General features: G+C 37.9%; 20 protein-coding genes. 14 read left to right on the forward strand and 6 right to left on the reverse strand.

Annotation, left to right across the window (positions count from 1 at the left end):
• The first annotated feature begins 11 nt into the window (after window positions 1–11).
• From B9Z54_RS12845 to B9Z54_RS12865, 5 genes are all read left to right on the forward strand, one after another.
• Entirely contained in the window at window positions 12–839 is an 828-nt protein-coding gene (locus tag B9Z54_RS12845) for an ABC transporter ATP-binding protein (protein ID WP_113928778.1), read from the forward strand.
• A gap of 176 nt (window positions 840–1015) precedes the next feature.
• Complete coding sequence (locus B9Z54_RS12850) at window positions 1016–1369, forward strand: hypothetical protein (RefSeq protein ID WP_113928779.1); 354 nt, start codon at window positions 1016–1018, stop codon at window positions 1367–1369.
• A 241-nt stretch (window positions 1370–1610) separates the two neighbouring features.
• The gene (locus B9Z54_RS26690; protein WP_113928780.1) at window positions 1611–1751 is read left to right on the forward strand and encodes a (2Fe-2S)-binding protein; all 141 of its coding nucleotides are present in this window, start codon (window positions 1611–1613) and stop codon (window positions 1749–1751) included.
• A gap of 193 nt (window positions 1752–1944) precedes the next feature.
• Entirely contained in the window at window positions 1945–3495 is a 1551-nt protein-coding gene (locus B9Z54_RS12860) for an AraC family transcriptional regulator (protein WP_162785200.1), read from the forward strand.
• Between the two features lie 107 nt (window positions 3496–3602).
• Window positions 3603–4568: an ABC transporter substrate-binding protein gene (locus B9Z54_RS12865; protein WP_113928782.1), complete on the forward strand. Its 966-nt coding sequence runs from the start codon at window positions 3603–3605 to the stop codon at window positions 4566–4568.
• Between the two features lie 753 nt (window positions 4569–5321).
• Here B9Z54_RS12865 and B9Z54_RS12870 read toward each other — a convergent pair.
• Window positions 5322–6314: a sodium:calcium antiporter gene (locus B9Z54_RS12870; RefSeq protein ID WP_113928783.1), complete on the reverse strand. Its 993-nt coding sequence runs from the start codon at window positions 6312–6314 to the stop codon at window positions 5322–5324.
• Between the two features lie 1056 nt (window positions 6315–7370).
• Here B9Z54_RS12870 and B9Z54_RS12880 point away from each other — a divergent pair.
• Window positions 7371–7658 carry a hypothetical protein gene (locus B9Z54_RS12880; RefSeq protein WP_113928785.1) on the forward strand — a complete coding sequence of 96 codons (288 nt, stop codon included), beginning with the start codon at window positions 7371–7373 and terminating at the stop codon, window positions 7656–7658.
• A gap of 107 nt (window positions 7659–7765) precedes the next feature.
• Here the strand turns inward: B9Z54_RS12880 and B9Z54_RS12885 are convergent, their stop codons facing one another.
• Window positions 7766–8566: an SDR family NAD(P)-dependent oxidoreductase gene (locus tag B9Z54_RS12885; protein WP_113928786.1), complete on the reverse strand. Its 801-nt coding sequence runs from the start codon at window positions 8564–8566 to the stop codon at window positions 7766–7768.
• An 88-nt stretch (window positions 8567–8654) separates the two neighbouring features.
• On the reverse strand, window positions 8655–9677 hold the full coding sequence (locus B9Z54_RS12890; protein WP_113928787.1) for a helix-turn-helix transcriptional regulator: 1023 nt from the start codon (window positions 9675–9677) through the stop codon (window positions 8655–8657).
• A gap of 654 nt (window positions 9678–10331) precedes the next feature.
• Here B9Z54_RS12890 and B9Z54_RS12900 point away from each other — a divergent pair.
• The 5 genes from B9Z54_RS12900 to B9Z54_RS12920 all read left to right on the forward strand — a co-directional run bounded on the left by B9Z54_RS12900 (window position 10332) and on the right by B9Z54_RS12920 (window position 16399).
• Window positions 10332–11021 (forward strand): response regulator transcription factor, encoded by a 690-nt coding sequence (locus B9Z54_RS12900; RefSeq protein ID WP_113928789.1) that lies wholly within the window; start codon window positions 10332–10334, stop codon window positions 11019–11021.
• Window positions 11014–12378, forward strand: a complete 1365-nt coding sequence (locus B9Z54_RS12905; protein ID WP_113928790.1) for a sensor histidine kinase — start codon at window positions 11014–11016, stop codon at window positions 12376–12378. Before B9Z54_RS12900 ends, B9Z54_RS12905 begins: the two co-directional genes overlap by 8 nt.
• Window positions 12379–12478: 100 nt before the next feature.
• Complete coding sequence (locus B9Z54_RS12910; RefSeq protein WP_113928791.1) at window positions 12479–15538, forward strand: efflux RND transporter permease subunit; 3060 nt, start codon at window positions 12479–12481, stop codon at window positions 15536–15538.
• Between the two features lie 59 nt (window positions 15539–15597).
• Window positions 15598–15894 carry a hypothetical protein gene (locus B9Z54_RS12915; RefSeq protein ID WP_113928792.1) on the forward strand — a complete coding sequence of 99 codons (297 nt, stop codon included), beginning with the start codon at window positions 15598–15600 and terminating at the stop codon, window positions 15892–15894.
• 295 nt (window positions 15895–16189) lie between these two features.
• Window positions 16190–16399 (forward strand): hypothetical protein, encoded by a 210-nt coding sequence (locus tag B9Z54_RS12920; RefSeq protein WP_113928793.1) that lies wholly within the window; start codon window positions 16190–16192, stop codon window positions 16397–16399.
• 422 nt (window positions 16400–16821) lie between these two features.
• Here B9Z54_RS12920 and B9Z54_RS12925 read toward each other — a convergent pair whose 3' ends face one another.
• Both B9Z54_RS12925 and B9Z54_RS12930 read right to left on the reverse strand, forming a co-directional pair.
• Window positions 16822–17712, reverse strand: coding sequence for a nuclease-related domain-containing protein (locus B9Z54_RS12925; RefSeq protein ID WP_240189910.1), 891 nt, complete (start codon window positions 17710–17712; stop codon window positions 16822–16824).
• Between the two features lie 57 nt (window positions 17713–17769).
• A complete protein-coding gene (locus B9Z54_RS12930; protein ID WP_113928794.1) occupies window positions 17770–18576 on the reverse strand; it encodes a VOC family protein in 807 nt (268 codons plus the stop codon).
• A 498-nt stretch (window positions 18577–19074) separates the two neighbouring features.
• Between B9Z54_RS12930 and B9Z54_RS12935 the strand changes: the two genes are divergently transcribed.
• Genes B9Z54_RS12935 through B9Z54_RS12945 form a run of 3 tightly spaced genes read left to right on the forward strand, consistent with a single transcriptional unit; the run spans window position 19075 to window position 21808 of the window.
• Complete coding sequence (locus B9Z54_RS12935) at window positions 19075–19419, forward strand: hypothetical protein (RefSeq protein WP_113928795.1); 345 nt, start codon at window positions 19075–19077, stop codon at window positions 19417–19419.
• A 29-nt stretch (window positions 19420–19448) separates the two neighbouring features.
• A complete protein-coding gene (locus B9Z54_RS12940; RefSeq protein ID WP_162785201.1) occupies window positions 19449–20051 on the forward strand; it encodes a hypothetical protein in 603 nt (200 codons plus the stop codon).
• A gap of 41 nt (window positions 20052–20092) precedes the next feature.
• The gene (locus B9Z54_RS12945) at window positions 20093–21808 is read left to right on the forward strand and encodes a HEAT repeat domain-containing protein (protein WP_162785202.1); all 1716 of its coding nucleotides are present in this window, start codon (window positions 20093–20095) and stop codon (window positions 21806–21808) included.
• Window positions 21809–22151: 343 nt separating this feature from the next.
• Here the strand turns inward: B9Z54_RS12945 and B9Z54_RS12950 are convergent, their stop codons facing one another.
• Window positions 22152–22958: a VOC family protein gene (locus B9Z54_RS12950; protein ID WP_113928798.1), complete on the reverse strand. Its 807-nt coding sequence runs from the start codon at window positions 22956–22958 to the stop codon at window positions 22152–22154.
• Window positions 22959–23169: the final 211 nt, after the last annotated feature.

Consider the following 23169-nt stretch of genomic DNA (forward strand, 5'->3'; position numbering starts at 1 on the left):
GGGGACATAATTTGGCTTCTATAAAGGTAGAAAACCTTCAGATTGGTTATGGGAATACTATTATAGTAGAAGATTTAAATATCACTATACCCAAAGGAAAGATCAGTACCATTATCGGTCCAAATGGTTGTGGAAAGTCAACCGTGTTAAATACGATGGCAAGGATCATCAAACAGAAATCAGGTGTGGTCAGCCTTGATGGAAAAGCCGTTCACAAGCAATCAACAGAAGAAGTAGCAAGGATAATGGCCATCCTTCCTCAAGACCCAAAAGCGATGGAGGGGCTGACAGTACGTGACCTTGTTTCCTTTGGCAGGTTTCCTTACCAGAAAGGCTTTGGCAAACTGCGGAAGGAGGACGAGGAAATGATTGATTGGGCGCTGTCAGCCACCGGAATGAGTGAATTCTCTATTCGTTCCATTCATGATCTATCAGGGGGACAGAGGCAGCGTGTCTGGATTGCCCTCGCATTGGCACAGGGAACGGATCTGCTTCTGCTTGACGAGCCTACGACCTTCCTGGATTTGGCTCATCAACTGGAAATTCTTGAGCTGTTGAAAAAGCTGAATGAGGAAGAGGGGAAAACAATCGTCATGGTCATTCATGATTTAAACCAGGCCGCACGTTTTGCTCACTATATGATTGCTTTAAAAGATGGAAGCCTGATCAAGACAGGGACTCCTTATGAAATCATGACACCAGCGGTCCTGAGGGAAGTTTTTTCAATTGAAGCCAAAATCGTCAATGACCCTCGAACAAACAAACCTTCTTGCTTCTCCTATAATCTTTTAAATAAGGAATCTGCAACAAAGGTAGAAAAAGTAGCGGTTACAACTTAAGGCCAACTCAATAAAAAAGACTGATCAGTAAAGGGTTAGTCTATTTTCTTGATGCACTGTGGACGAAAGGTCATAAGCTACATTTGTCCAAGGATATTGAGCACTTATATCCATTCCCAGTGAAACATTTGCCTCGTACGATAGAAAGAGATAGAACTATATAAGGGAGCAAAACAATGGACAAGAAAATACGGAACTATATGATAGGGAACTATGGAATGTTCTTTATCAAAGAGGATGACATTGATAGGCACATAGATTTTAAGGTGCAACATTTGATTCACGATGGTAGTCAAGTTAGAGAATTAGTGAACAGACAGAGCAGGCAAATGAATAATTGCAGGGATGTTATAACAGGAACAATCTTTGCCAAGAGATATTCTGTCCTTGCCATGGGCTTTTTAAACTTAATGAGCCAATTTGAGATTATATTGGATACCAATCCCAGGCATTCAGGCATCAAGCTCACGAAAAATGGATGTATGAATTTCATATTTCCGGAATCAGCTTTATTTTTATCGGTGAAATAACTCGAGATGAAAGATATGAACTGAAGCGCTCTTTTATACAAAATCACATAGCACCTCTTTTTAATGCCATTTCTTCACAGACGAAAAGCAAGGTACCTCATATGAATTCCCTCGTCTCCCATAATTTCTTTCAGACCGCACTAAGTCTGGGGGAATCGATGCCAAAAAAAGGATTGAAATTGACGAAAACTTGAAGCTTCTTACTTCAGAGGCGTTATTTTCAGAGGATAGTCCTAATCCAATGAATTTTGAATTTCCCCTGCATATACCCGATGATGAAGCACCATTTTTTATTAGAAAACACTGCTGCCTTTCTTATTTGATTCATGGAGGAGATAAGGAGAGGTGCTGCGGAACTTGTCCGCATCTTTTTACCAAGTGAATAGAAAACAGTTAAAAGCGAGAGGGGGCTCTCGCTTTTTTTCTTACATTCTCAGCAAAAATACTTTATAATTAATATTGATAATCAATATCATTTGCAGAAGTGAATAGTTTAATTTCAAAGAAAGGAAACTCAGCCTATGATGCACTTTACCTCTAATAGAAATCCAGCTATTTTCTTCACTTTTTTGAGAATGATCAAGATAAAGAGCAAGCCTTTCAGCAACTTAAGAAAGCGGCTTATATCCTTGCATGCCATTTGTTATATAAAGAACGGAAAAGGAGATCTCGTCATAAATGGGGAATCTTACAAAGTGACAAAAGGGAGCTTGTTTATTTTTACGCCGAATATGATTGTGGAAGGAAAGGCAAATGGTCTGGAACCGATAGAGTATGACCTTATTCTTTTTTCTTGTTCAGCTTCCATAAAACATAAAAAATTCTGGCAAGACAAAGAGTATACTCTGCCGATACACCGGGAGCAGAAATTAGGGATTTATGAGTCAGAAGTGAAAAAATGCTTAACTCAATTGTCCTCGATCAATAGTGAGGGAGAGACCATTCTCGCTGGGATGGAAAGAAATAATATATTAAATGCTCTCCTTCTATTGCTTTTAAGAAATAATCAAAATAAGAAGGTAATGAGAGGAAACAGCATGGATCATGTTGTTGCCTACTTAAAGGAGCATTACAAAAGAGACATCAAGATAGAGGATTTAGCAAAACTGGCAGGCTTCAGCATCAGCCACTTTACAAGGCAATTCAAGAGACATACTGGACAAACTCCCACCGATTATCTCCTTGAGTTAAGAATGACTGAAGCAAGAAGGTTACTTATTGCAAGCGAGATGACGGTCAGGGAGGTTGCCGGTCATATTGGATTTAAGGATGAACACTATTTCAGCAGGGTTTTTAAGAAGGTTGAGGGAGTGTCGCCGTCAATCTATCTTAAAAGCAAATGTAAAAGGATCGCCACCCTGGATTATGGATATGATGATAATCTCATAGCTTTAGGAATAAACCCCGTGGCCCGGTTGTCATATAAGAGCATGGTGACAAACTATTCCCCCATTCCAGTTCTAACGGGGCAGGGTAAGCAAATGGTGGAACTGGACGATCATGCAAATGTTTTTGAAAAGCTGCTTAAGGCCAAGCCTGATATGATTATCGCGAGCAATTTACACAATGATTATCTTACTATTAAGAGTATCGCTCCGGCAGCGGTGTTGGATAACGGTGTTTCTCCTAAAGATTCCTTCTTGAAGATTGCCAGATTACTTGGAAAACAGAAAGAGGCTGAAGAGTGGATCCAAAAATATGATGATAAGCTTAATTCAGCCATAAGAATAATAGAGGAATTAGGTGAAAGGCAGACCGCATATTTCTTAAGAGTACGGCCTTCCTTTTACCGGATTTATGGAATGGACAATCAATTAGGAAATCTTCTGTATAAAGAATTAAATCTGGATTTGCCTGGAAATTTTAATACAACTCAATGGGCAGCCGACCTGCAATTAGAAGAGTTATTGAACTATAACCCGGATCATATTTTCATCATGGTGGATCCAGGCGACCTTGCTCATAACCAGATGACGCGACTGGTTCAGTCAGAGAAGTGGAAGCAGTTAGAAGCGGTGAAAAACCATAATGTCCATAATGCTGCTGATTTCCTTTTCAAGTCCCAAGGGATTATAGGAAGAATGTGGGTCATAGATAAAGTTGCGGGCAGCCTCAAAATAGGTTAATGGATTTGTCCATGCAAACTAAGTGAAATCTTCCATGGCATCAAGAGGCCTTTTCTTATAAGCTAATGATAATGATTTTCATTATCAAAATATGGAGGAGAACATAAATGAAGAAGTTCAGCTTATTTTGTATCTTTACATCACTCTTAATCCTTTTAGCGGCTTGCGGCGGCAACGAAAACGAAGCTGCGGACACAACTGAAAACGAAACGGTCAATGAAGAGCCTCGCGTTGTCAGCCATCTAAGAGGAGAAACAGAAATTCCGGAGAGTTTAGAAAAAGTCGTTGTACTATCCCCTGCTTATATCGATCATATGTTGGCAATTGATGAAACGCCAGCTGGCGTGACAATAGAAGCTCAATTTGGCGGAGACTATATTCCTTATCTGGCAGACCAATTAGATGGAGTGGAGGTTATTGGATCTTCCTCTGAACCCAACTTGGAAACAATACTTAGTATAGAGCCGGATTTGATCATTTCAGACAGCTGGACAGCAGAATCCATCTATGATGATCTGAATAAGATAGCTCCCACAGTTGTTTTAGGAACTGAAGATTCGGAGGACTATAACGATCCTGACTATTGGCAGCAGGATCTGCTGAAAATAGCTGAAATTTTTGATAAAGTTGATGCAGCTGAGGAGAAAATTGCAGAACTAGAAACAAAGGTAGCAGAAGCCGGTGAAGTAATTAGTGAAATAGAAAGCAATAAGCTGGCATACTTACGCATCAGGAAGGATGTCGTACAAATTTATCCCCAAACAGGCCATCCCTTAAACTTTTTATTATATAATGACTTAGGTTTTACACCATCTGATCTAACAGATGAATCAGAACGCGGTGACTTATCGCTGGAGGTCATCCCCGATATGAAGGCTGACTATATTTTCTTACAAGTTGATTCTTCAGGCGGTCCTGAAAATTTGCAAAGCATAAGTGACAGCTCCCTTTGGCAGTCGCTTGCGGCTGTTCAGAATGACAAAGTCTTTGAAACAGACTTTTGGATATATAAGAGCTGGGGTCTTATCGGAAGAGATGAGATTATTGATGAAGTATTGGAGTTTATGAATTAATCAATCCCAAGAAGGCAGTTAACTGGAATTCACTCTCTGGTTCATAATGACTGCCCACAAGTTTAGAAAAGTAGCTAGTATGAACGATGTCAGGACCCGATCGCATTTTATGGCGATCAGGTCCTTTTTCTTATGGAGTTATTCTCTTAAGATATAACTTCAATAGAATAACTGCCTGAGATACTACTTGGAAAAATCTAGAATAGAGTTGTGCGTGTATATTTCTTTTCAGAAGTATGCATGGAGGATCCCTCTCTTGGCCTGTGTGAATTCGCCTATTGCTTTTTATGACTTAAGTGAAAATGGTTATCAAGAAAGAGATTTAATTCATTTTTCGATTTTTCGGTTAAGATCTCCCATTTGCAGAAGAAATTGATCTTTCAAAAAAATATGGATGAACCAAAAATGCTTATCTTCATTCTTCTCTCTATAATTCAAAAAGGGCTCGGGTGAAATTACATTAAACGGGACAAAGTATGAGATTAAAGGGAAAACTTAATATATATCAGAAGAAGAAAATCGTAGGGATTTTGCAACTGGGATATCCTGCAAGTATTCCGTCTGCAAGATCGGGAAGCCCAGTAGAAGAGTGTCTGACAATCTTAGGAAATTAAATTCGTAAATTCTTATGCAAAGAGAGATTGCTCTTCATAGATCCTAAAAAGGTATAGTTGAATAGATATTTGTATCAAAAAAGGCTTCCGGTAATTTTCTTATAACCGGAAGCCACTTTAGTTTCAGTTCCCTTCTGTCTCACTGGTTCTCAGAAAAAAGAAAACCCATGACCAGCAGATAAGAAACGACGGCTGTCAAAGAAGGTAGAATATAAGTGAAAGAGTTGCGTGTCCGATCTCTTTTTATAATGATCATTACAATGGCGGTTAAAACAAACCCAATAAATGATATGTAAATAATATCATTGCTTGTATCCTGCCATATACTTCCCTCGAAGTAAAATACATCTCCAATAGCAACAACTAAGATATTAAAGATGTTACTGCCAAGGATTGCTCCAATCGCCATATTGATGTTGCCAAGTCTCAAGGCCATAAAGACCCCCATGGCATCCGGCAGTGAGGTCGCTAGGGCAACTAAGAAGCTCCCCACAACAGTGGCACTTAAGCCTGTACTTCGGGATATAGCATCTCCAGAAAGAGAAAGAACACTTCCGAAAATAAAAATGGCAATGGAAAACAATATAAATTTTCGTACCGCCATACGAATAGATGTATTTTCCGAGACCTTATTTCCATTCTCTTCTGTAGATGGTTCCTCAAGTTTGGTTCTTGAAAGCAGCCACATTCCGCCCCCATAAATAATCGCAACAACAAAACTGGTGAGCCCGACATTCAATACTGAAAAAGAGTGATTAATGAGTAAGCCGCCAGCAGAGATCACACAAAGCAGGAGAGCGATGACCCCTGTGTAGATATGAGTGTGGGAGACCCGGAGGAATAAGCGCTTTTTGCGGAAGTAAATATCCAATACAAATAACACTAGAGTATTGAATAATATACTGCCCAGCCCGTTGCCGGCCGCAATATCGGCACTTCCGATGACACTTGCCGAGACTGTCGTCGTTAACTCGGGGAGAGAAGTCGCTACAGCTAGCAGGATGGTACCGGCCAAAAATCCACCCATCCTTGTTTGTTTGCTTATTGTATCCGCGTGTTTTGATAAATGAACAGCAGACAAGGAAGAGATGACAGCCGAAATGAAAAAAATACTGATATATATCCAAGTCATGGTAGTAAATAACTCCTTAAATCCAGGTTAGCTTCAAATCCTACTAGTAAGCAAGGCAGGTGCGCATTCTTATACCTTGGCGAAATAGTAAAATGTGAGGATATGAAGCCTTTACCCATCTGCTATCTTTCTAACACTTTTCATACCTCATTTTAAAGAATATGTACTAAATATAAATATTCAATCAAATGGTGACGATGAGGTTCATTCTAAAGGGGGGCAGGAAGGAACCTGCTGTTAAAGTAAGGTGATAAATCATGGTTAAGCACACAGGGGGAAGCTGAGTAAAGCAGCTAAGGACTTACAGTATTCAGAAATCAGGGCCTGTCCCCCAGTACACTAATGTACCTGGGGTCAGGCCCTTTATCTCAAGTCTTAACGGGGGTTGGTATGCTTGATATCAGTTTCATTACGCCAAAAGCTAAACTAAAAACGACTATCAGTTCAATAGTCTGATAAGTCCATCCGCCAAAACTATTTTGTACACTTAAGGGTACTAATATTAGACAGATGACTAAAGAAGTGATAGCTAAAAACCAGTTTTTCGATAGAAAAGACACAGTATCCCTCCTTTCTTAGCAGGTTTCACCTTGTATATACCCTCTTACACTAAAAGTCACCAAAAATACCATATTCACTTTCTGGTTTTTTAGACGCTTTGATGTTCCCATAAAGGGACAGAGGGACGGGTTCCTCGTCCCACCAAATATTAACAAATGGGACAAGAGGGTCAGGAACTTGTCCCTATTTGCTATTCTGGTTACAATTCACTCTCACACAGCCTCTGTACATTGTCGGGGAACCCTTTTTTGGAACAAATACATTTCACCATGTTGCTTTTATCAAAAACCTAGTCAGTAGGGTGCCGGATGTTCTCTCAAATATTGGCTAATTTCTGTTAATCAAACGTTTGATTAATTAGTAGAAACTCGGAAATAAGGGCATGATTCCAGCACACTAACGCATTAACGTACCGGGGGTCAGAGCACTTTACCCTTTTAACTTACCGGGGGTCAGCCGCTTTATCGAGTTGATAGTAGGAAAGGAGAGATATAAATGGGAAATCAAGAAGATTTCCGGGATGTCCCGGCGGGTGGAACCATTAGCTTTCAACACTTACTGTTTTATTTGGAACAGGGAAGAGAAATAGAATTTGTTTACAAGGATAAAGAATATTTTATTTCTAATACGAACGAAGGAAGAGCTTTGTGGAATGGTGATAATAAGATGAGTGATTATTTTAACAAGGAAGATTTGTCTTTTACAGAATCAGTAAAAGTGGATGAAGTTGCTTTAGCCGACATTTTCAAACGAAGTCTAGCGGCTATTTCTACTGTTTTTTAGGGGGAAACTCAGCCCCCAGCACAGTAACGTACCGGGGGTCAGGCCTCGCCTTTCACTGTGACTATCTTTTAAAATGCTCATCCACTTTTGAAGACTTTCCTTTGGTGCTAGAAAATAGTCGGTACCATGCCTCCATCCATACGTATGGGAGAACCTCTAAAAGCGGAAGCATAAGGGCTGCATAAAAAGGTAGTTAATCTGCCTATCTCAGTTGGCTTGATAAATCGCTGAATTTCAGATTGAGGAAGATTTTTAGTCATAAATTCTTTCTCTTTTTCTGAAAAAGTCATATCTTTGCTTGGGTACATCCCCTCAATTATCTGCTGCACATTTTCAGAGAGCGTTGGTCCCGGCAAGATCGTATTGACTGTAACTTCTTTTCCTATTGTTAGTTTAGATAGGGTTTTTGACAATGATAATAGCATTGATTTTGTCACACAATATTGGGGCATTTGTCCCGATGGCATAACTGCTTCTTCACTCGCAATAAAGATAATTCGGCCAAAATTATTTTTTATCATATTAGGTAAGTGAAATTTGGATAGTCCATTTGCTGCAAGAACATTAGTACGGATATACTTTTCCCATACTTCATCGTCTACGTCCTCATACTTCATAATTTCATAAATCCCCATATTGTTAACTAAAATATCAATTTGGGGATGTTTTTTAAATAATGCTTCCCTTTGTTGATTATCTACAATATCGGCAGCAGCATTTTGAGGGAAGCTATCAGGGAACTCTAACTTAATTTCATTTACAGTTCGTTCTACCTCTTCGTAATTTCGTCCATTGATTAGTACATTAACACCTTCTTTCGCAAGTTCGATGGCAATCGCCTTACCGATCCCTCTTGTTGAACCAGTGACTAAAGCTGTTTTATTTTTAAGTCCATATTCATAATACATTGCTCCTTTAATTTAAGAAATATTCCTTTTCTTCCTTATTAAGTCATCCTGCTGATGAAACAGTATCGAAAATCGAAAAGCAGACTGGTCAATTTATCAAGTTTGTACCGAGATGTTCATTACGCCATTTTTGAGGGGTAGCACCTTCCCATAGGTGAAAGGCACGGTAGAATGAGTTTTGGTCTTCATATCCAATCAAAAAGGCGACCTCTTTAATATTAAGCGACGGGTCTGCGAGGTACTCTCTTGCCTGCTCATGTCGAACGTCTACTAACAAATGCTTGAAGCTTGTGCCTTCTTCAGCAAGCCGCCGCTGCAAGGTACGATTGCTTACCCCTAATTCGCTCGCAATAATCTGAATGTCAGGGCGACCTCCAGTGAGGCTGCGTTTCAAGATCCATTTGACGGTCTCGGTAATTGAACGGCTTCGTGGCTCCTCATTCAATGACTGTTCCAGTACGGGAGTCAGTACCTCTAGTAATTCAGCATTGTACGAGACAAAGGGTCGATCCAGATCTGCTCGATGTATAGTCAATCTGTTACAATTTGTACCGACCTGAATTCGGCAGCCGAAGTAATCTTCAAGAATCTGCATGTCACCAATTGAATGGGTAGAAAATTCTACTAATTTTGCTGTAAAAAGTTGACCTGTGCCTCGGCGTCCCAGTTCGAGAAGAAATGCCAACGTAATGCCAATTAGAATGGGTGGGACGGGTTGTTCACTTTGCGATGATTCTATTTCAATTGTACAGTGTTCACCTTCCTCAGTAATATGTAAGCTTTCAGGAGGGCACAGTTGTTTGTACCTGGCCATGCGCTTTAAGGCATCACGGTAGTCACTAGCATGGTAAGTTGCTAAGACAGTCGGAGGAAAATGATCTGTTTCAAAGGATGTCGCAAGCTTGATGATTCCTTTGGCAGTGTCATCCATGAGGTCAGAATAAGCCTGCCAAATCGCAAAATATTGGGCTGTGGTAACAACTTGATCTGAAACAATAGATAGTGGCAATTGTGCTTTTCGAAGTACATCGTGGGGGGCTATTCCCAATTGCCGTAATCCTGCCCAAAATCCTGCAGGGAATTTTACACGATCAGAGTTATAGAACGTCATGCATATGGACCTCCTTTTTTCATTAGTAGATTACCGTGTCCTTCTTTGCTAATAGTATAGTGTAATAGTAACTCTCCAACGTTGCTTTGTAACTAGCTGATGGCGACATAACACTTGCTAACTACGCCAAATTATATTCAAAACGACAGCAGTACATAAGGGATTAAGTACTGTTCCCGGGGTGGTCTCCCAAAGGCAGCTCAGTGACCAGCTGTTGAATCAGCGGGTTATCGGCAACCTGCATGGAAACAGAAACAAGGGGACGGTCCTTGTGTTGCACTTTTCAGGAAACGGCACCGGGAGAAGCGTCCCCTTGTTTCAAGGAAGTATTTATGTACATATTGAAATTTTGAAGAATAATGTTTTCTATATAATGTCAGGCCGTCACTGTGACATAAAAAAAGGTCAAAGTGACGGGGGTCAGGCCCCGTCTTTTCATTTAATAATCGATAATATACTGTTTTTAGCTCCTTTTAAATTCCTCTAGATTGTCACTTTCAAAATAAATGGATTTCTACACTATTTTACTTTTATACTGGTCTTAAGGCTTATTCGAACTGAAATAGAATACAGCTATACCAATAAGTATATGGATGAAAAAAATAGAAGGAAAACAGAACCTGATCTGCTTCACATTAGAAAGGATAGGTATTTATGTCATTAATATCAATTTTAGTTGTAGACGATGATAGTAATATACGAGAACTAACAAATCTCTATCTGACAATGGAGGGATATAATGTATTGCAAGCAAATGATGGGGAAGAGGCTATAAAATTATTAAAGCGTCAGGATATTCACTTAGCAGTTATAGATATTATGATGCCTCGGAAAAGCGGGTGGGAGCTTTGTGAGGAAATTCGGGAGGGTTATGATATACCAATCATCATGTTAACGGCTAAAGGTGAAAGTGAAGATAAAGTTAAGGGATTTGAGCTTGGCACGGATGATTACATTGTAAAACCATTTGATGCGAAGGAGTTTGTCTTACGTGTCAAGGCGCTGCTTCGACGTAATAAAGTCCATGCTGAGAAAAGAATGTCCATTGGTAATGTAAAGATAGACGGAAGAAGTCTTGAAGTAATGGTTGGGGATAAATCAATTGCCTTTCCTTTAAAGGAATTTCAACTCCTTTTTAAGCTTGCTGCCAATCCTGGCAGAGTATTCTCTAGAGATCACCTTATTGAAGACATATGGGGAATTGAGTTTGATGGAAATGAACGGACGATAGATTCGCACATTAAAAAAATCAGAAAAAAATTGGAAGATAAAAATGCACAGGTTACCATCACGACCATCAGGGGACTGGGTTATCGGTTAGAGGAAAAGTATAAAGATGTTTAATTCATTATACACCAGAATGGTCCTTACGTTTTTAGTTGTTGTGGTGATTAGTGTAACAGTGTCTTTTTTTATCACCTTCAGTATTTATGAAGATCGCGTGATTGAAGAACTGGAAGAAGAAATGATTTTCTCGGGCAAAGCAATCATTCAGCTATACAAAGAAATGGAGCCTGAAAATCTTGAACGTTATTTAGAAGGGATTTCATCAATCCGCTTCAATATAGCCGTATATTCTGAAGACGGAGAGGCCGATTATTACGGAAAAGCAAATCCGGAGAATTATGCTGCACCAAGTGAAATAGAAGCAGTGCTTGCTGGAGGTATTTATAGAATCGATAATCAGGATCCAAGGTTATTAAGAAATTCGTCAGTGGGCCTGCCGTTTGAGGCAAATGGACAAAACTATGCCCTCTTCTTAAAGCCAGGAATTATCGGAAAGCTTAGTTTTGTTCAAGAGGTCCTTACCACTGTCTTAATAAGCGTCTTGAGCATCGGAAGCATCCTTTATCTTTTTGTCGCCATTTATTTAGTTACTCCGATCAAAAAGCTGACAACTTTTACTTCTAAAATTGCAAAAGGAAACTTTTCAGGAAATGTTCCAATAAAAAGAAATGATGAAATAGGCCAACTTGCCATAAGCTTTAATACGATGAACAAAGAATTGAACCGTATAGAGAATACGCGGCGGGAATTCATCTCAAATGTTTCTCATGATTTACAATCTCCTTTAACTTCGATAAGAGGCTTTGCCATAGCACTAAAGGAGAATGAATTTCCAAAATCCCAACAAGATCATTACTTAACCATCATTCAAACCGAAAGTGAGAGACTGGCAAAATTAAGCGAAAACCTATTAAAGCTTTCTGTTCTTGAAGGTAAAGAAAATCCATTGAACAAACAATTTTATCGCTTGGACCAGCAGATACGTCAAGTGTTCCTAAATCATCAACCTCAGTGGTTGGAAAAAGGTATTCAAATAGACCTGGAAGATGTGAAGCCGGTGGAAATTGATGCTGATAAAGACCAGTTGGAACAAGTATGGCATAATCTTCTTACGAACAGCATGAAGTTCACCGATTATCAGGGAGGAATTAAAGTCATTCTGGAAGAACAGGGTGAGAGTATTCAAGTAGTCTTTTCTGATACTGGAAAAGGAATTCCTGAAGAAGATTGGCCTTATGTTTTTGACCGGTTTTTTACAGTTGATCGTGCAAGGGTTCGATCGAAACAAGGGAGTGGACTTGGTTTAGCTATTGTAAAGAAAATCGTTAATCTTCACGGCGGCGAAATTAGCGTTCATAGTGCTGTGGGTAAAGGAACGTCTTTTACGATTACACTGCCAAAAAGCATGGGGTAAAATCCATGCTTTTTTTCTGTCAACCGACATTTAATCTATTGGTCACATTCGGGTCACAATTCTTTCTTATGATAGTGCTCGTAAGGAAGGAGATGCGGCTATGAGAAAAATACTGGAATTCAGTTTGAAAAATAACATAGCTATAATTATTTTATCATTATTAGTGGTTGTTGCTGGGTTGGTTTCATCCAATTCAATAAAATTAGAAACCTATCCAGATGTAGAGTCCCCAACATTATTGGTACAAGCAGTTTATCCAAACCATTCATCTGAAGAAGTTGAAAATGAGGTAACGACACCAATTGAAGAAGCCATTGAAAATGTCAAACCTTATGACACGCTAACAAGTACAACAAGAGATAATCGTACCCTTATTCAAGTAACATATGAATTTGGAGAAGATATGGACGATATTGATCAGAGTATCCAGACATCAATAGATAAAATGGACTTACCTGAAGAGGTTGAACTGGAGTATAAAAGAATTTCTGCAAGCTCAAAGCCTATTTATAAAATTGCTTTCTCAGCAGAGAGCTTAGATGAGTTACAAGAAAATGTAACAGATGAATTGATTCCCCAATTACAAAATGTATCGGGTGTAAGTGATGTTAATATCTCAGGTGCAACAACGACTCAATTAGTTGTTGAAGTAGATAAAGAAAAAAGTAATGAATATGGTCTGACGGTATCTGAAGTTGCTGAATATCTTGAGCAAGGGAATTACGTATTACCTTTGGGCTCACTTGAGAATGAAGGAAATAAAATCCCTGTAAGTCTTGAGGAACAAATTGAGAGTGCGGAAGAATTAAAGGATATTACTATCCCGGTTACTCCTGAACAATCGATTCCAAATCCATCACCTTCATTACAACAACAGCCCCAAAATGTCTTTATTCCTCTAGATGAGATTGCTGAAGTGAAGGAAGTTGAACAAGTTAATGCAATTTCACGCTATAACGGAGACTCAGCTCTTATTCTTGATGTAGTAAAGACACAAGAAGGAAACACAGCAGAAGTTGTTGAGTTATTAAAAAGTGAGGTTGATGATTTTAACGAAAAATATGAATATGAACAATTCACGATTATCGATCAAGGAAAAGAAGTAGAAAAATCAGTGGATTCTTTAATAAAAGAAGGTGGATTTGGAGCGCTATTCACGGTTGTCATCATCTTGCTTTTCTTACGGAATTTTCGAGCTACTATTATTGCCATCCTTTCCCTGCCATTGTCCATTTTAGGAACCATAGCTGTATTGGATTACTTTGGATACACCCTGAATATTATGACTCTCGGTGGTATGGCAGTAGCGATTGGACGAATAGTTGATGACAGTATCGTGGTTATTGAAAACATATTTAAATGGCTGCAAAGGAAAGAAGCTTACACTAAACGTGAAATTATATATAAAGCAACAAAAGAGGTGATTGGAGCTGTAACATCTTCAACAATTGCAACGGTTGTCGTGTTCTTGCCACTTGCATTTGTAGGTGGGATTGTTGGAGAGTTCTTCAGGCCGTTCTCCATTGCTGTTGTAACATCTATTATTCTATCGTTGCTGGTAGCCTTTATGTTAATTCCTGTATTAGGTTTACTCTTCTTAAAAACAGGAGTCCATGAGGGAGAAGCGGGCTGGTTACAAAGGGGATATGACTACTTCTTAAAGAAGTCCCTTTCAAAAAAATGGGTTGTCATCGCCGTTGCATTATCTTTACTGGTGGGCTCCTTAGCAATGATTCCTTCTATTGGTAAGTCATTCCTTCCAAGTGGTCCAGCCAGTGCCCTGCAAATCGACGTGGAGCTTCCCGTATCCACGCCATTGTCAGAAACAGACGAGCTTGCAAAAGGAATTGAGGCTGAGTTAAGCGATTACGAGAAAGTGGATTATGTTCAAGTTGCAGTGGGATTAGCAAACAACACCAATCAGTTAAAACAGAAGAGTTCAAATGATTATACAGCCACCTTCTATATACAGTTACTTGAAGGCGAGACGGTAACTGATCATAAAGAGCCTATTGAAGAAAAAGTAGAGGAACTGGTGAAGGAACAGTATAAGGACAGTTCAATTCGAATTCAAGAGGTACAGCAGGAGGGACCTCCTTCCGGTAAAACAATTGATATCACTCTCTATGGGGAGAATCTTGATCAATTGATTGATGCAGCGAATAAAGTTGAGGATTCGTTGCTGCAAAATGAGAATTTAACAAATATATCAAACACAGCCCAACAAAAACAAACAAAATTTCGCCTGGAGCTGACTGAAGAGGCAAAAGAACAAGGAATCAGTCAATTTGCTGTATATCAGCAAATTGAAGAGCAAATGAATGAATTATCTATTGGAAATATGATTCTGGATGATAAAGAAACGGAAGTAGTAGTCACATATGATGCTCTAGTTTCCAATAAGTCAGAAATGGAAAAAGCAGAGATTGTAACACCAGCAGGAGTGAAGGAGTTAGCGGATGTTGCAGCAATTGAAGAACAACAAATTCCTGCTGCTATTGCACACAAGGATACAAAAAGTGCATTCACAATATCGGCAGAGAGTATAGGTGAAGAAGTCGGGCAAGTAACGGAAACCGTTGAAAAAGACATTGCCGCCCTTTCATTACCTAATGGAATTGAGTGGGAAGTAGGCGGCGGTCAAGAAATGATGACAGAAGGATTTCGTGACTTAGGCCAGGCTATGATGATTGCAATAGGGTTAGTATTTTTAACCTTAACGATTACGTATGGCGGAATCATCACTCCAATTGTTATCTTGTCATCGATTATCTTTGTTCCCATTGGTTCTTTAGGAGCCATTATGCTGACCGGAGAAACCTTATCTATGAGTGTAATGATTGGAATGCTGATGCTGATTGGAATTGTAGTTACCAATGCAGTTGTCATGCTGGATCGGGTGGAAAGCAACAGAAGAGAAGGACTTGACTTACACACTTCACTAATTGAGGCTTGTAAATCGCGTTTCCGTCCAATCTTAATGACGGCACTTGCAACAATCCTAGCCTTAGTACCATTAGCGTTATCTCAATCTTCATCAGGTGTAATTTCGAAGAGTCTTGCGATTACGGTTATTGGTGGTTTAACAACAAGTACTCTTTTGACGCTAGTATTTACCCCTGTACTTTACAGTTTAGTAGGAAAATGGAGAAAGCTATAAAAATAAATAGAAAGCAGATTAGATTCTAGTCTGCTTTCCTTTTCGATGGAGAGGATATCATGAAGAAATGGATAATAATAGCTGTAATAGTATTAGTCATTTTGCTGGGAATCATGTATGCGACGAAACCTTCTCAAGAAAGATACAATGCCTGGTTAATTGAGACCATAAGTAATCGTATGGAAGGGGAGTCTTCTATGATGTCACTTGGCATTTCCCTGTTTGGTGAACAGCTGATTGAAAACAATACAGAAACAAATGATTATATAATTTTTAATACCTATGAAACCAAATTTCAAGGAAAAGAACTGAAATTTATTGGGATGTTCAATATATTTATTCCTTTGCCTGCTTGAATAAAACTGCTTAGGTAATCTCTGTGTCTGTCTCCCAGTAATCTAAAAGGGGTACAAGCAAGAAAAAGTTATAAATCAAACGTTTGTTTAAAATACACGAACTTTAAGTACTATTAGGAGTTGCTTTGCAATTTATAAAAAAAGGAATCCGGGTCGTCAGCCATTTTTGAAACTCAGTTAGCGAACCAGTTTCTGCAATGTAGATTTTTTACAAATTTTGGACAATATTAGAACTTTAGTATATTATATTACCAGGAACACTTGTTCTGTTTTGTGGGGAGATGGGAGGAATTTAATGAAGGAATATGTATTAAATTTAAATGTTCAACCAAATGGTGACTATGAGGTGCATTCAAAAGGATGCAGGAAGGAACCTACTCTTAATGTTGAAAAATTAGGTTACCATATGAGCTGCAATAGCGCTGTAAATGAAGCAAAAAGAAAGCATCCTCGTAAAAAGATTAATGGTTGCATTCATTGTTCCCGCCTATGTCATACTTCTTAAATGATTGGTGAGGTGATAGGTCATGGTTAAGCATACAGGGGGAAAGCTGAGTAAAGCAGCTAAGGACTTACAGAATCCAAGTACTTCTAAGAAGAATAAGAGTGAAGCTGCGAAGATCTTAAAAAAGCATCAAGATAAAAAGCACTAAACAACTAACTACCTGATGAAGCTGAATAAGTGTTTCTTAAGGAACAGGTTCGTTGTCCCGTTTTCTATGACGGAGCAACGAATCTGTCCTTTTTTCGGTAGGAGATAATGTACTGGATTAATAGAAACCTTTACTTAATAAAGTGCCAGTTCTCTCTATAATAAAATTTGTTTGTGAATTGCTCGTCAAATAAGCAAATGTTAGTATTTCATATCAGTGTTTTTGTAGCAGCACCAAGATCACTATTCTCCTCTCAAATAATGAGTTGGTTCTATTATTGAACTGACTTCTGATGTGTATAGCAAAAGACTTTACCTTTGAAAGTGCTGTTTGATAAACAATACGCTTTAACTTTATCCGAAACAGGTTTATTACAGACAGTACACGTAGATCCTGAGATAGTTTTTCCTTCTTGTGTATTCGTCTTTAATGCACGTTTATGCTCCTCTCTAACTTTCGGATCAGTAATATTAGCTTTTAAAAAGGTATTGAAAATCGCTAAGATATCACTTTTAGTTAGGAGAGGCTCTTTATGATGGATTTTCAATACCGAGACTTTCCGATGGATAAACTCTGATAACTCGATGTCATAAACGATCATTTCGTTGGATGCTATTTTACGGTAATCTAAGTCTACTTTGAACGTGCAGCGTTTTGTAAAAGATACCATGGAGATAAATAAATTATGGTACTTCTCATCAATAAGTGAAGTTAGTGCTTTGATATGCCCATAATTTTGCACAAAAGGGTTCATTATTTTGAACTTTCCATTAACCAACCACGTTTTACGATCTTTCCCGCCATAAATGGTCCCTTGGTAGTTTTTAGTTTCAATGGCAAAGATACCGTACGGAGTTACAACCACATGGTCAATTTGTGAATAACCTGACTTTGCTTTGGGATTTTTAACGAGGAGATCGCTTAAGCAGCGATATTCCTTTGGCAGCTGATCAAGTTGAATATCAATCTTGTATTCCCCTATTTCACCTTTTCTAACAGCAACCTGTTCATTCACTTTTTTTGGTGTTGACTTGGTCACATTAGCTTGTTTTGGCTTATCCTCGTTCTTTTTCTTCTTTAAAAAGTTTAGAAATAATAGCATGATTAGCTCCTTGCTAGTTTGGTATACCATTATTGTAACTTTTTGTGGTAAAACTAACCACATCTTGAATGAGGCAGAGGGAAAAGGACCCCCCGTCCCTCTAAGGTTCAAACTCTCTAATCATTGTTTGGTAATTTCATATCTTGCTCCCTGTAAAAGAATGGATTGGTTTTGACTGCCGTTTTCAAACTGAATGCCAAAGGGTCTTTCGCCAAATGAATGGAGGAAATTTTTAACCACGCCATCCTCAACAGGAGTACAAAACAACAGGTTTCCATGCGGCAAGTAAAGGCGCTGGCATTTTGCACCCCATTCCTCATTTATATATGCCTCTCCCATTTGCAGATCGAAAAGAGAAGACCAGCTGGAAATTGTATCATCCAAGTTTTCAACGGCGAACAACACATCCTTAATTTGAAGAGAGCCGGCTGGATGGCTGGAGTGTACCTTCAGCTTCTCTCTTCTAACCGCATCATCTTCTCCCCACTGGATGAAGAAGGGAAGGGGAAGTGATGGGTGCTCCTCCGCGATAAACAGCATGGACCATTGCAAAAGTTCTCCATTGTCCGTTAACCGCGAACCTTTAACAGGGCCATGAAGTTTAAGACCTTTTTCTTTAAGGTCGGCAGCAAGTTGCTCCATGTTATTCGTCCTGAGAGCGATCCTCCCCGGGTGGTCTCCCAAAGGCAGTTCAGTGACAAGCTGTTGAATCAGCGGGTTATCGTCAACCTGGATGGATACAGATGCATCTTGAATTCCGAGCCACTCGATATAACTCAAACCAAAATAAGCAAGCGTGTTATAAGTCCCCCAGTTTTCATGCTTCCCGCCCTCAATAACCTGAATGCCATGCTGCAGCATCGTTTTTCTCGCAGATGTAGGATTAGATGAAAAGTGAACGAGATGATCAAAGGCTAGTGAAGTCATTTTGTTTACCTCGTTTCTGTTTAGTGATGTGATTTTATTTTAACAGGTTTCTCAAAAGGACCTGAGTGTCTGCCTAGGACTCTATGACAATACCAAGGAGAGTAGAGGGATAATTAATGTGTCCAAGGGCAAGGCGGAGGTATAAGCACTTTATATACATAAGTTCCTAAACTCCCCCTTCCAAAACCTTATACTTGAGATCTTTGAAAGGTTAAACTAAGCAAACAACAGTCGACAAATATTTGAGTGTACTGTGACTATACTTAACAGATATGGATCATTTTATAGAGGATACCTGTTATATTTGATTAATCTCCTATAATTTAACAGGGTAATATTAGAGTATGAGTTATTTTGTGCTATATTGATAATAGGGAAAACTCTTGGTACTTGGGAGATCGAGATAAATGAATGACTATAACTTAGTTTATTTAATGAGCAAGGCTAAAAAGAGTTTGTAGATTAGAGAGTAATATATATACATTAAGGGGGCCAATTGTGACTTTCATTAAAGATAAAATAAATGTGTTTATCAGTTCTAAATGTGGAGTAGAATCTTATGACATTATTAGGGCAGCTCTTAAAAATTCATTAGAAAACACTGGATTTATAACAACTTACGTTTTTGAAGCTGGAGCTGCGGCTTCAGTAACTGCAAGGGATGAATATTTGAATAAGTTAGAGGACTGTCATGTGGTGCTATTTCTAATTGACAATAAAGAATCAAAAATTCCTGAAGGAGTTATGAAGGAATGGATGCATGCAAGGAAGATTGGCCGAAAAGCCATTTATCTTTTTTTAAATGATCCTTTAAAAAAGAAAGTGAGATACAAAAGGAATTAAATGGTCCAAATGGTGCACGATACAAAGTTGTGAATAATATACATGAGCTTATAGATACAGGTTTTAAAAGCGTTATGAATGACATAGTAAATATTTATAATGAATATTGTAAAAACAGACTAATAAAGTTGGAGGAACAAGGGACTCTAGATGACTACGGTCATGAGTATATTAATGATATTGAACCAGTGGAAAAAAGTTTGATCAAGAAAAAAGAGCTCACTGGTTTTTCTAAAACTACTCACCTATTTAAAAATATTATATTTAAAAATGATGAACAAGTTGAACCCGATAATGAAATGGATGAATTCTCTTATTATTTAATGAAATACTTAATAGGAGAAGGAGAAATTTCAAAGGTTAACTTTTCGTCGATTATGTCTGTAATTAATGATAAGTTCGAAGGGAGCTTAAAAGAGGTCATCCAAAAAAGGTGGCAAGCTATTGAGTTTTATTATAAAGGAGATATGGAAAAAGCAATTTCTCAATTAAATGAAGCTGTATCCCAAATTGAGGAACTGAAAATAGAAAAGTGGATTAGAGACGATATTCTTATAGATATCAGAAACTTTGAAAATAAAAAAATGAACAATTCTAATCAGGTGTTTATCTCTGATGCCCAAAAAAAATAGAAGATAATAGTCACTTGTTATATTTTCCGGCTATAGATAGAGTGCAAAAAAATATTAATAATGAAATCCTTAAAGACATAAATAAGTTCACTATTCAAAGTCCTTACAGTACTTCGATTGGTTCTAAAATAGATTACCTACTTGAGGAAGTAGCAAAAAGTTTGTATATTGCTATTATTTATGGTTCGTTAACCCATATATCACTCACAAATAGCTTACTGAAAGATATCTTTCAGCAATATTCACGAATCTATGATGAATATCAATTAAAATTTGAGTATTTGAAATTTAGCATTCTTGATCAAGATTATAAAAACATTAAACATATTTGCAATAATAACAGTGAAATTTTATCTTCGTGTAGCTTTGAAAAAATATATGAATTGTATAGGTTATCTAATTCGTTACCATACGAGGGAGATAGGACTAAAACCAAATTAGTTTTGTTTAATCACCTTGGTTACTACTTTGGGGATAAAGACTATAATAACATCCAAGACGAGATATTTAATATCTTAAATAAGTGGCTTTATTCTGAACCAATAGTAGGAAACTGGTCATTTATTGTTAAAGCAATAAAAGGAAATATCAGAAGAATAGATATTAACAGGGTTTTTCCTTTTTTAATTCAAATCATAAAAAATAAGTTTGTTAGATTTTACGATAATGTCTTTGATTTGCTTGAGAGTATTAATTGGAAGGTATATTCTCATCATTTAGGAGAATTAAAGAATCTAATAGTTGATTTATTAGATGAAAATCAACTAAAGGATTCCAGATTCTTTCAGAGTTTAATAATAAGTCTAAGAAGACAATTTGAAGAGTTTAGTGAATTAGATAGGATAATAAAAGAGGAATCGGGGAAATTTTACAACCTGTACAAGTTAGAAGTGTTTAATTTATCCTCAGAAGAAAATGGTCACTATATAAAAGAGTATGTAGACCAAATGGTTAATAGAAATAATAACTTAGGTAAAAATGGAGTATATGGAACCTATGCAACCTCCCCATATAGAATAATAAAAAATATTATATCGAATTCAAATATTGTTCTCACACAAATACTTTTTTTAGACGTAATAGATAGTATTAAAGAAACTTTACTTAATCCAAAGCAATATGCAAATGAAAAGCTAGATGGGTTAGAGCTTTTATTTGTATTAAAATTGATGAATAACCGTGAGGAAGAAATAATATATGATTGGGAAGGTCTAAATACTGAACTCCTAGGTAACGTTGAAAATGTGTTGAACATATATCAAGGTATTTTCGAAAAAGATTCGGAACTAACTGTTAGACTATATTTGTATATATGGTTTATTGCAAACTCAGTATCTGAAGATAAAGAGTTATTGCTTTTACTTTCAGTTTTTAATAAAGAAGACGTATACCAAAACATAAAGTTATTAGAATCAATAAAATTGTTTGTGAGTTATCATGATGAGAGTAATAAAGCGATTCCAAATGATCAAATTATTTTACATGTTATCTTATCAAAATCTAGAGATAGAAATTTTTATTTAAGGTATCATGCAATTGAATCTTTATTCCTAATGATAGGAAAAGGTTACGATGAAGTTATTATTAGTGAATTATCTGAACTAATTGAAGATCCAGATTACAGAATTAAAGCTATGATTATCAATAATGCTAACAAACTGAATTCTAATTATAGAGATTCTATGGAAATAATCTTTGAAAAGGCCAAAATAGATAACAATTTTATTATTCGAAGAAATGAGCTCACCTTAAATTGATAGACAAGAACCAGGATCTCCTGGTTCTTGTCTATTTTGTTAACGCAGCTAAACCTGGTTGGTACAATCCAGACTCAAAAAACTTATTTATCTCCTCTACGACCGCTTAAAGCTATAGCCACCAACATTGAAAAGAAAAATTATTATTAGTTAAAGGGTAAGATAAAAATAGGAGGATCACATCTAAACCGAAAGGAGTAAGTGATAACTTCAAAATGCCTGCTGAATATATGAAATTAACTAATGAGTCTTCAAGAAGGCAGCTCCTAAAAGCCGATCTGAGTAGAGAGAAACGTCTTCAGTGGGACAAGGAACCTCCTCCTCTAAAGTTCAATCTCTCCAGTCACTCATTGGTAATCTCATATATTCCACCTTGTAAAAGAATGGATTGGTTCTGCCGGCCGTTTTCAAGCTGAAGGCCAAAGGGTCTCTCGCCAAATTCATCGAGGAAATCTTTAAGGCCGCCCTCCTCAAGAGGATTACAAAACAACAGGTTTCCGTCCGGCATGTAAAGGCGCTGGCATTTTGCACCCCATTCCTCATTTATATACGCCTCTCCGATTTGCAGCTCGAAAAGTGAAGACCAACGGGAAATTGTATCATCCAAATCTTTAACTGCTAACAACGCATCCTTTATTTGAAGAGAGCCGGCTGGATGGCTGGAGTATGCCTTCAGTTTCTCTCTTCTAACCGCATCATCTTCTCCCCATTGGATGAAGAAGGGAAGGAGAAGTGTTGGATGCTCCTCCGCGATAAACAGCATGGACCATTGCAGAAGTTCTCCACTGTCCGTTAACCGCGAACCTTTGACAGGGCCATGAAGTTTCAGCCCTTTTTCTTTAAGGTCGACAGCAAGTTGATCCATGTTATTTGTCCTGAGAGCGATCCTCCCCGGGTGGTCTCCCAAAGGCAGCTCAGTGACAAGCTGTTGAATCAGCGGGTTATCGTCAACCTGGATGGATACAGATGCATCTTGAATTCCGAGCCACTCGATATAACTAAAACCAAAATAAGCAAGCGTGTTATAAGTCCCCCAGTTTTCATGCTTCCCACCCTCAATAACCTGAATGCCATGCTGCAGCATGGTTTTTTTCGCGGATGTAGGATCAGATGAAAAGTGAACAAGATGATCAAAGGCAAGTGAAGTCATTTTGTATCCCTCGTTTCTGATTAGTGATGTGATTCTATTTTAGCAGGTTTTAAAAAGGGTCTGGGTGTCTGTGCTTCTATCGTATTACCGCACCGTCTGTTTTTGTCTGTTAATGACGCTCTATAATGTCCTGAAACTGACGGCTCATTTTGTCCTTAATTTGACGGATTTATTGCCACTTAAAAATACAGAAGGGAGGCTTGTAAAGCCT

Origin of the sequence: Bacillus sp. P14.5, assembly GCF_003316765.1 — a bacterium.
Taxonomy (GTDB): domain Bacteria; phylum Bacillota; class Bacilli; order Bacillales; family Bacillaceae_B; genus Rossellomorea.

What these genes read in the sequence shown, in the direction of transcription:
- B9Z54_RS12850 (WP_113928779.1), top strand. Translation starts at nt 1,016, where the DNA reads ATGGACAAGAAAATACGGAACTATATGATAGGGAACTATGGAATGTTC.
- B9Z54_RS26690 (WP_113928780.1), top strand. Translation starts at nt 1,611, where the DNA reads ATGAATTTTGAATTTCCCCTGCATATACCCGATGATGAAGCACCATTT.
- B9Z54_RS12860 (WP_162785200.1), top strand. Translation starts at nt 1,945, where the DNA reads ATGATCAAGATAAAGAGCAAGCCTTTCAGCAACTTAAGAAAGCGGCTT.
- B9Z54_RS12865 (WP_113928782.1), top strand. Translation starts at nt 3,603, where the DNA reads ATGAAGAAGTTCAGCTTATTTTGTATCTTTACATCACTCTTAATCCTT.
- B9Z54_RS12870 (WP_113928783.1), bottom strand. Translation starts at nt 6,314, where the DNA reads ATGACTTGGATATATATCAGTATTTTTTTCATTTCGGCTGTCATCTCT.
- B9Z54_RS12880 (WP_113928785.1), top strand. Translation starts at nt 7,371, where the DNA reads ATGGGAAATCAAGAAGATTTCCGGGATGTCCCGGCGGGTGGAACCATT.
- B9Z54_RS12885 (WP_113928786.1), bottom strand. Translation starts at nt 8,566, where the DNA reads ATGTATTATGAATATGGACTTAAAAATAAAACAGCTTTAGTCACTGGT.
- B9Z54_RS12890 (WP_113928787.1), bottom strand. Translation starts at nt 9,677, where the DNA reads ATGACGTTCTATAACTCTGATCGTGTAAAATTCCCTGCAGGATTTTGG.
- B9Z54_RS12900 (WP_113928789.1), top strand. Translation starts at nt 10,332, where the DNA reads ATGTCATTAATATCAATTTTAGTTGTAGACGATGATAGTAATATACGA.
- B9Z54_RS12905 (WP_113928790.1), top strand. Translation starts at nt 11,014, where the DNA reads ATGTTTAATTCATTATACACCAGAATGGTCCTTACGTTTTTAGTTGTT.
- B9Z54_RS12910 (WP_113928791.1), top strand. Translation starts at nt 12,479, where the DNA reads ATGAGAAAAATACTGGAATTCAGTTTGAAAAATAACATAGCTATAATT.
- B9Z54_RS12915 (WP_113928792.1), top strand. Translation starts at nt 15,598, where the DNA reads ATGAAGAAATGGATAATAATAGCTGTAATAGTATTAGTCATTTTGCTG.
- B9Z54_RS12920 (WP_113928793.1), top strand. Translation starts at nt 16,190, where the DNA reads ATGAAGGAATATGTATTAAATTTAAATGTTCAACCAAATGGTGACTAT.
- B9Z54_RS12925 (WP_240189910.1), bottom strand. Translation starts at nt 17,712, where the DNA reads ATGTGGTTAGTTTTACCACAAAAAGTTACAATAATGGTATACCAAACT.
- B9Z54_RS12930 (WP_113928794.1), bottom strand. Translation starts at nt 18,576, where the DNA reads ATGACTTCACTAGCCTTTGATCATCTCGTTCACTTTTCATCTAATCCT.
- B9Z54_RS12950 (WP_113928798.1), bottom strand. Translation starts at nt 22,958, where the DNA reads ATGACTTCACTTGCCTTTGATCATCTTGTTCACTTTTCATCTGATCCT.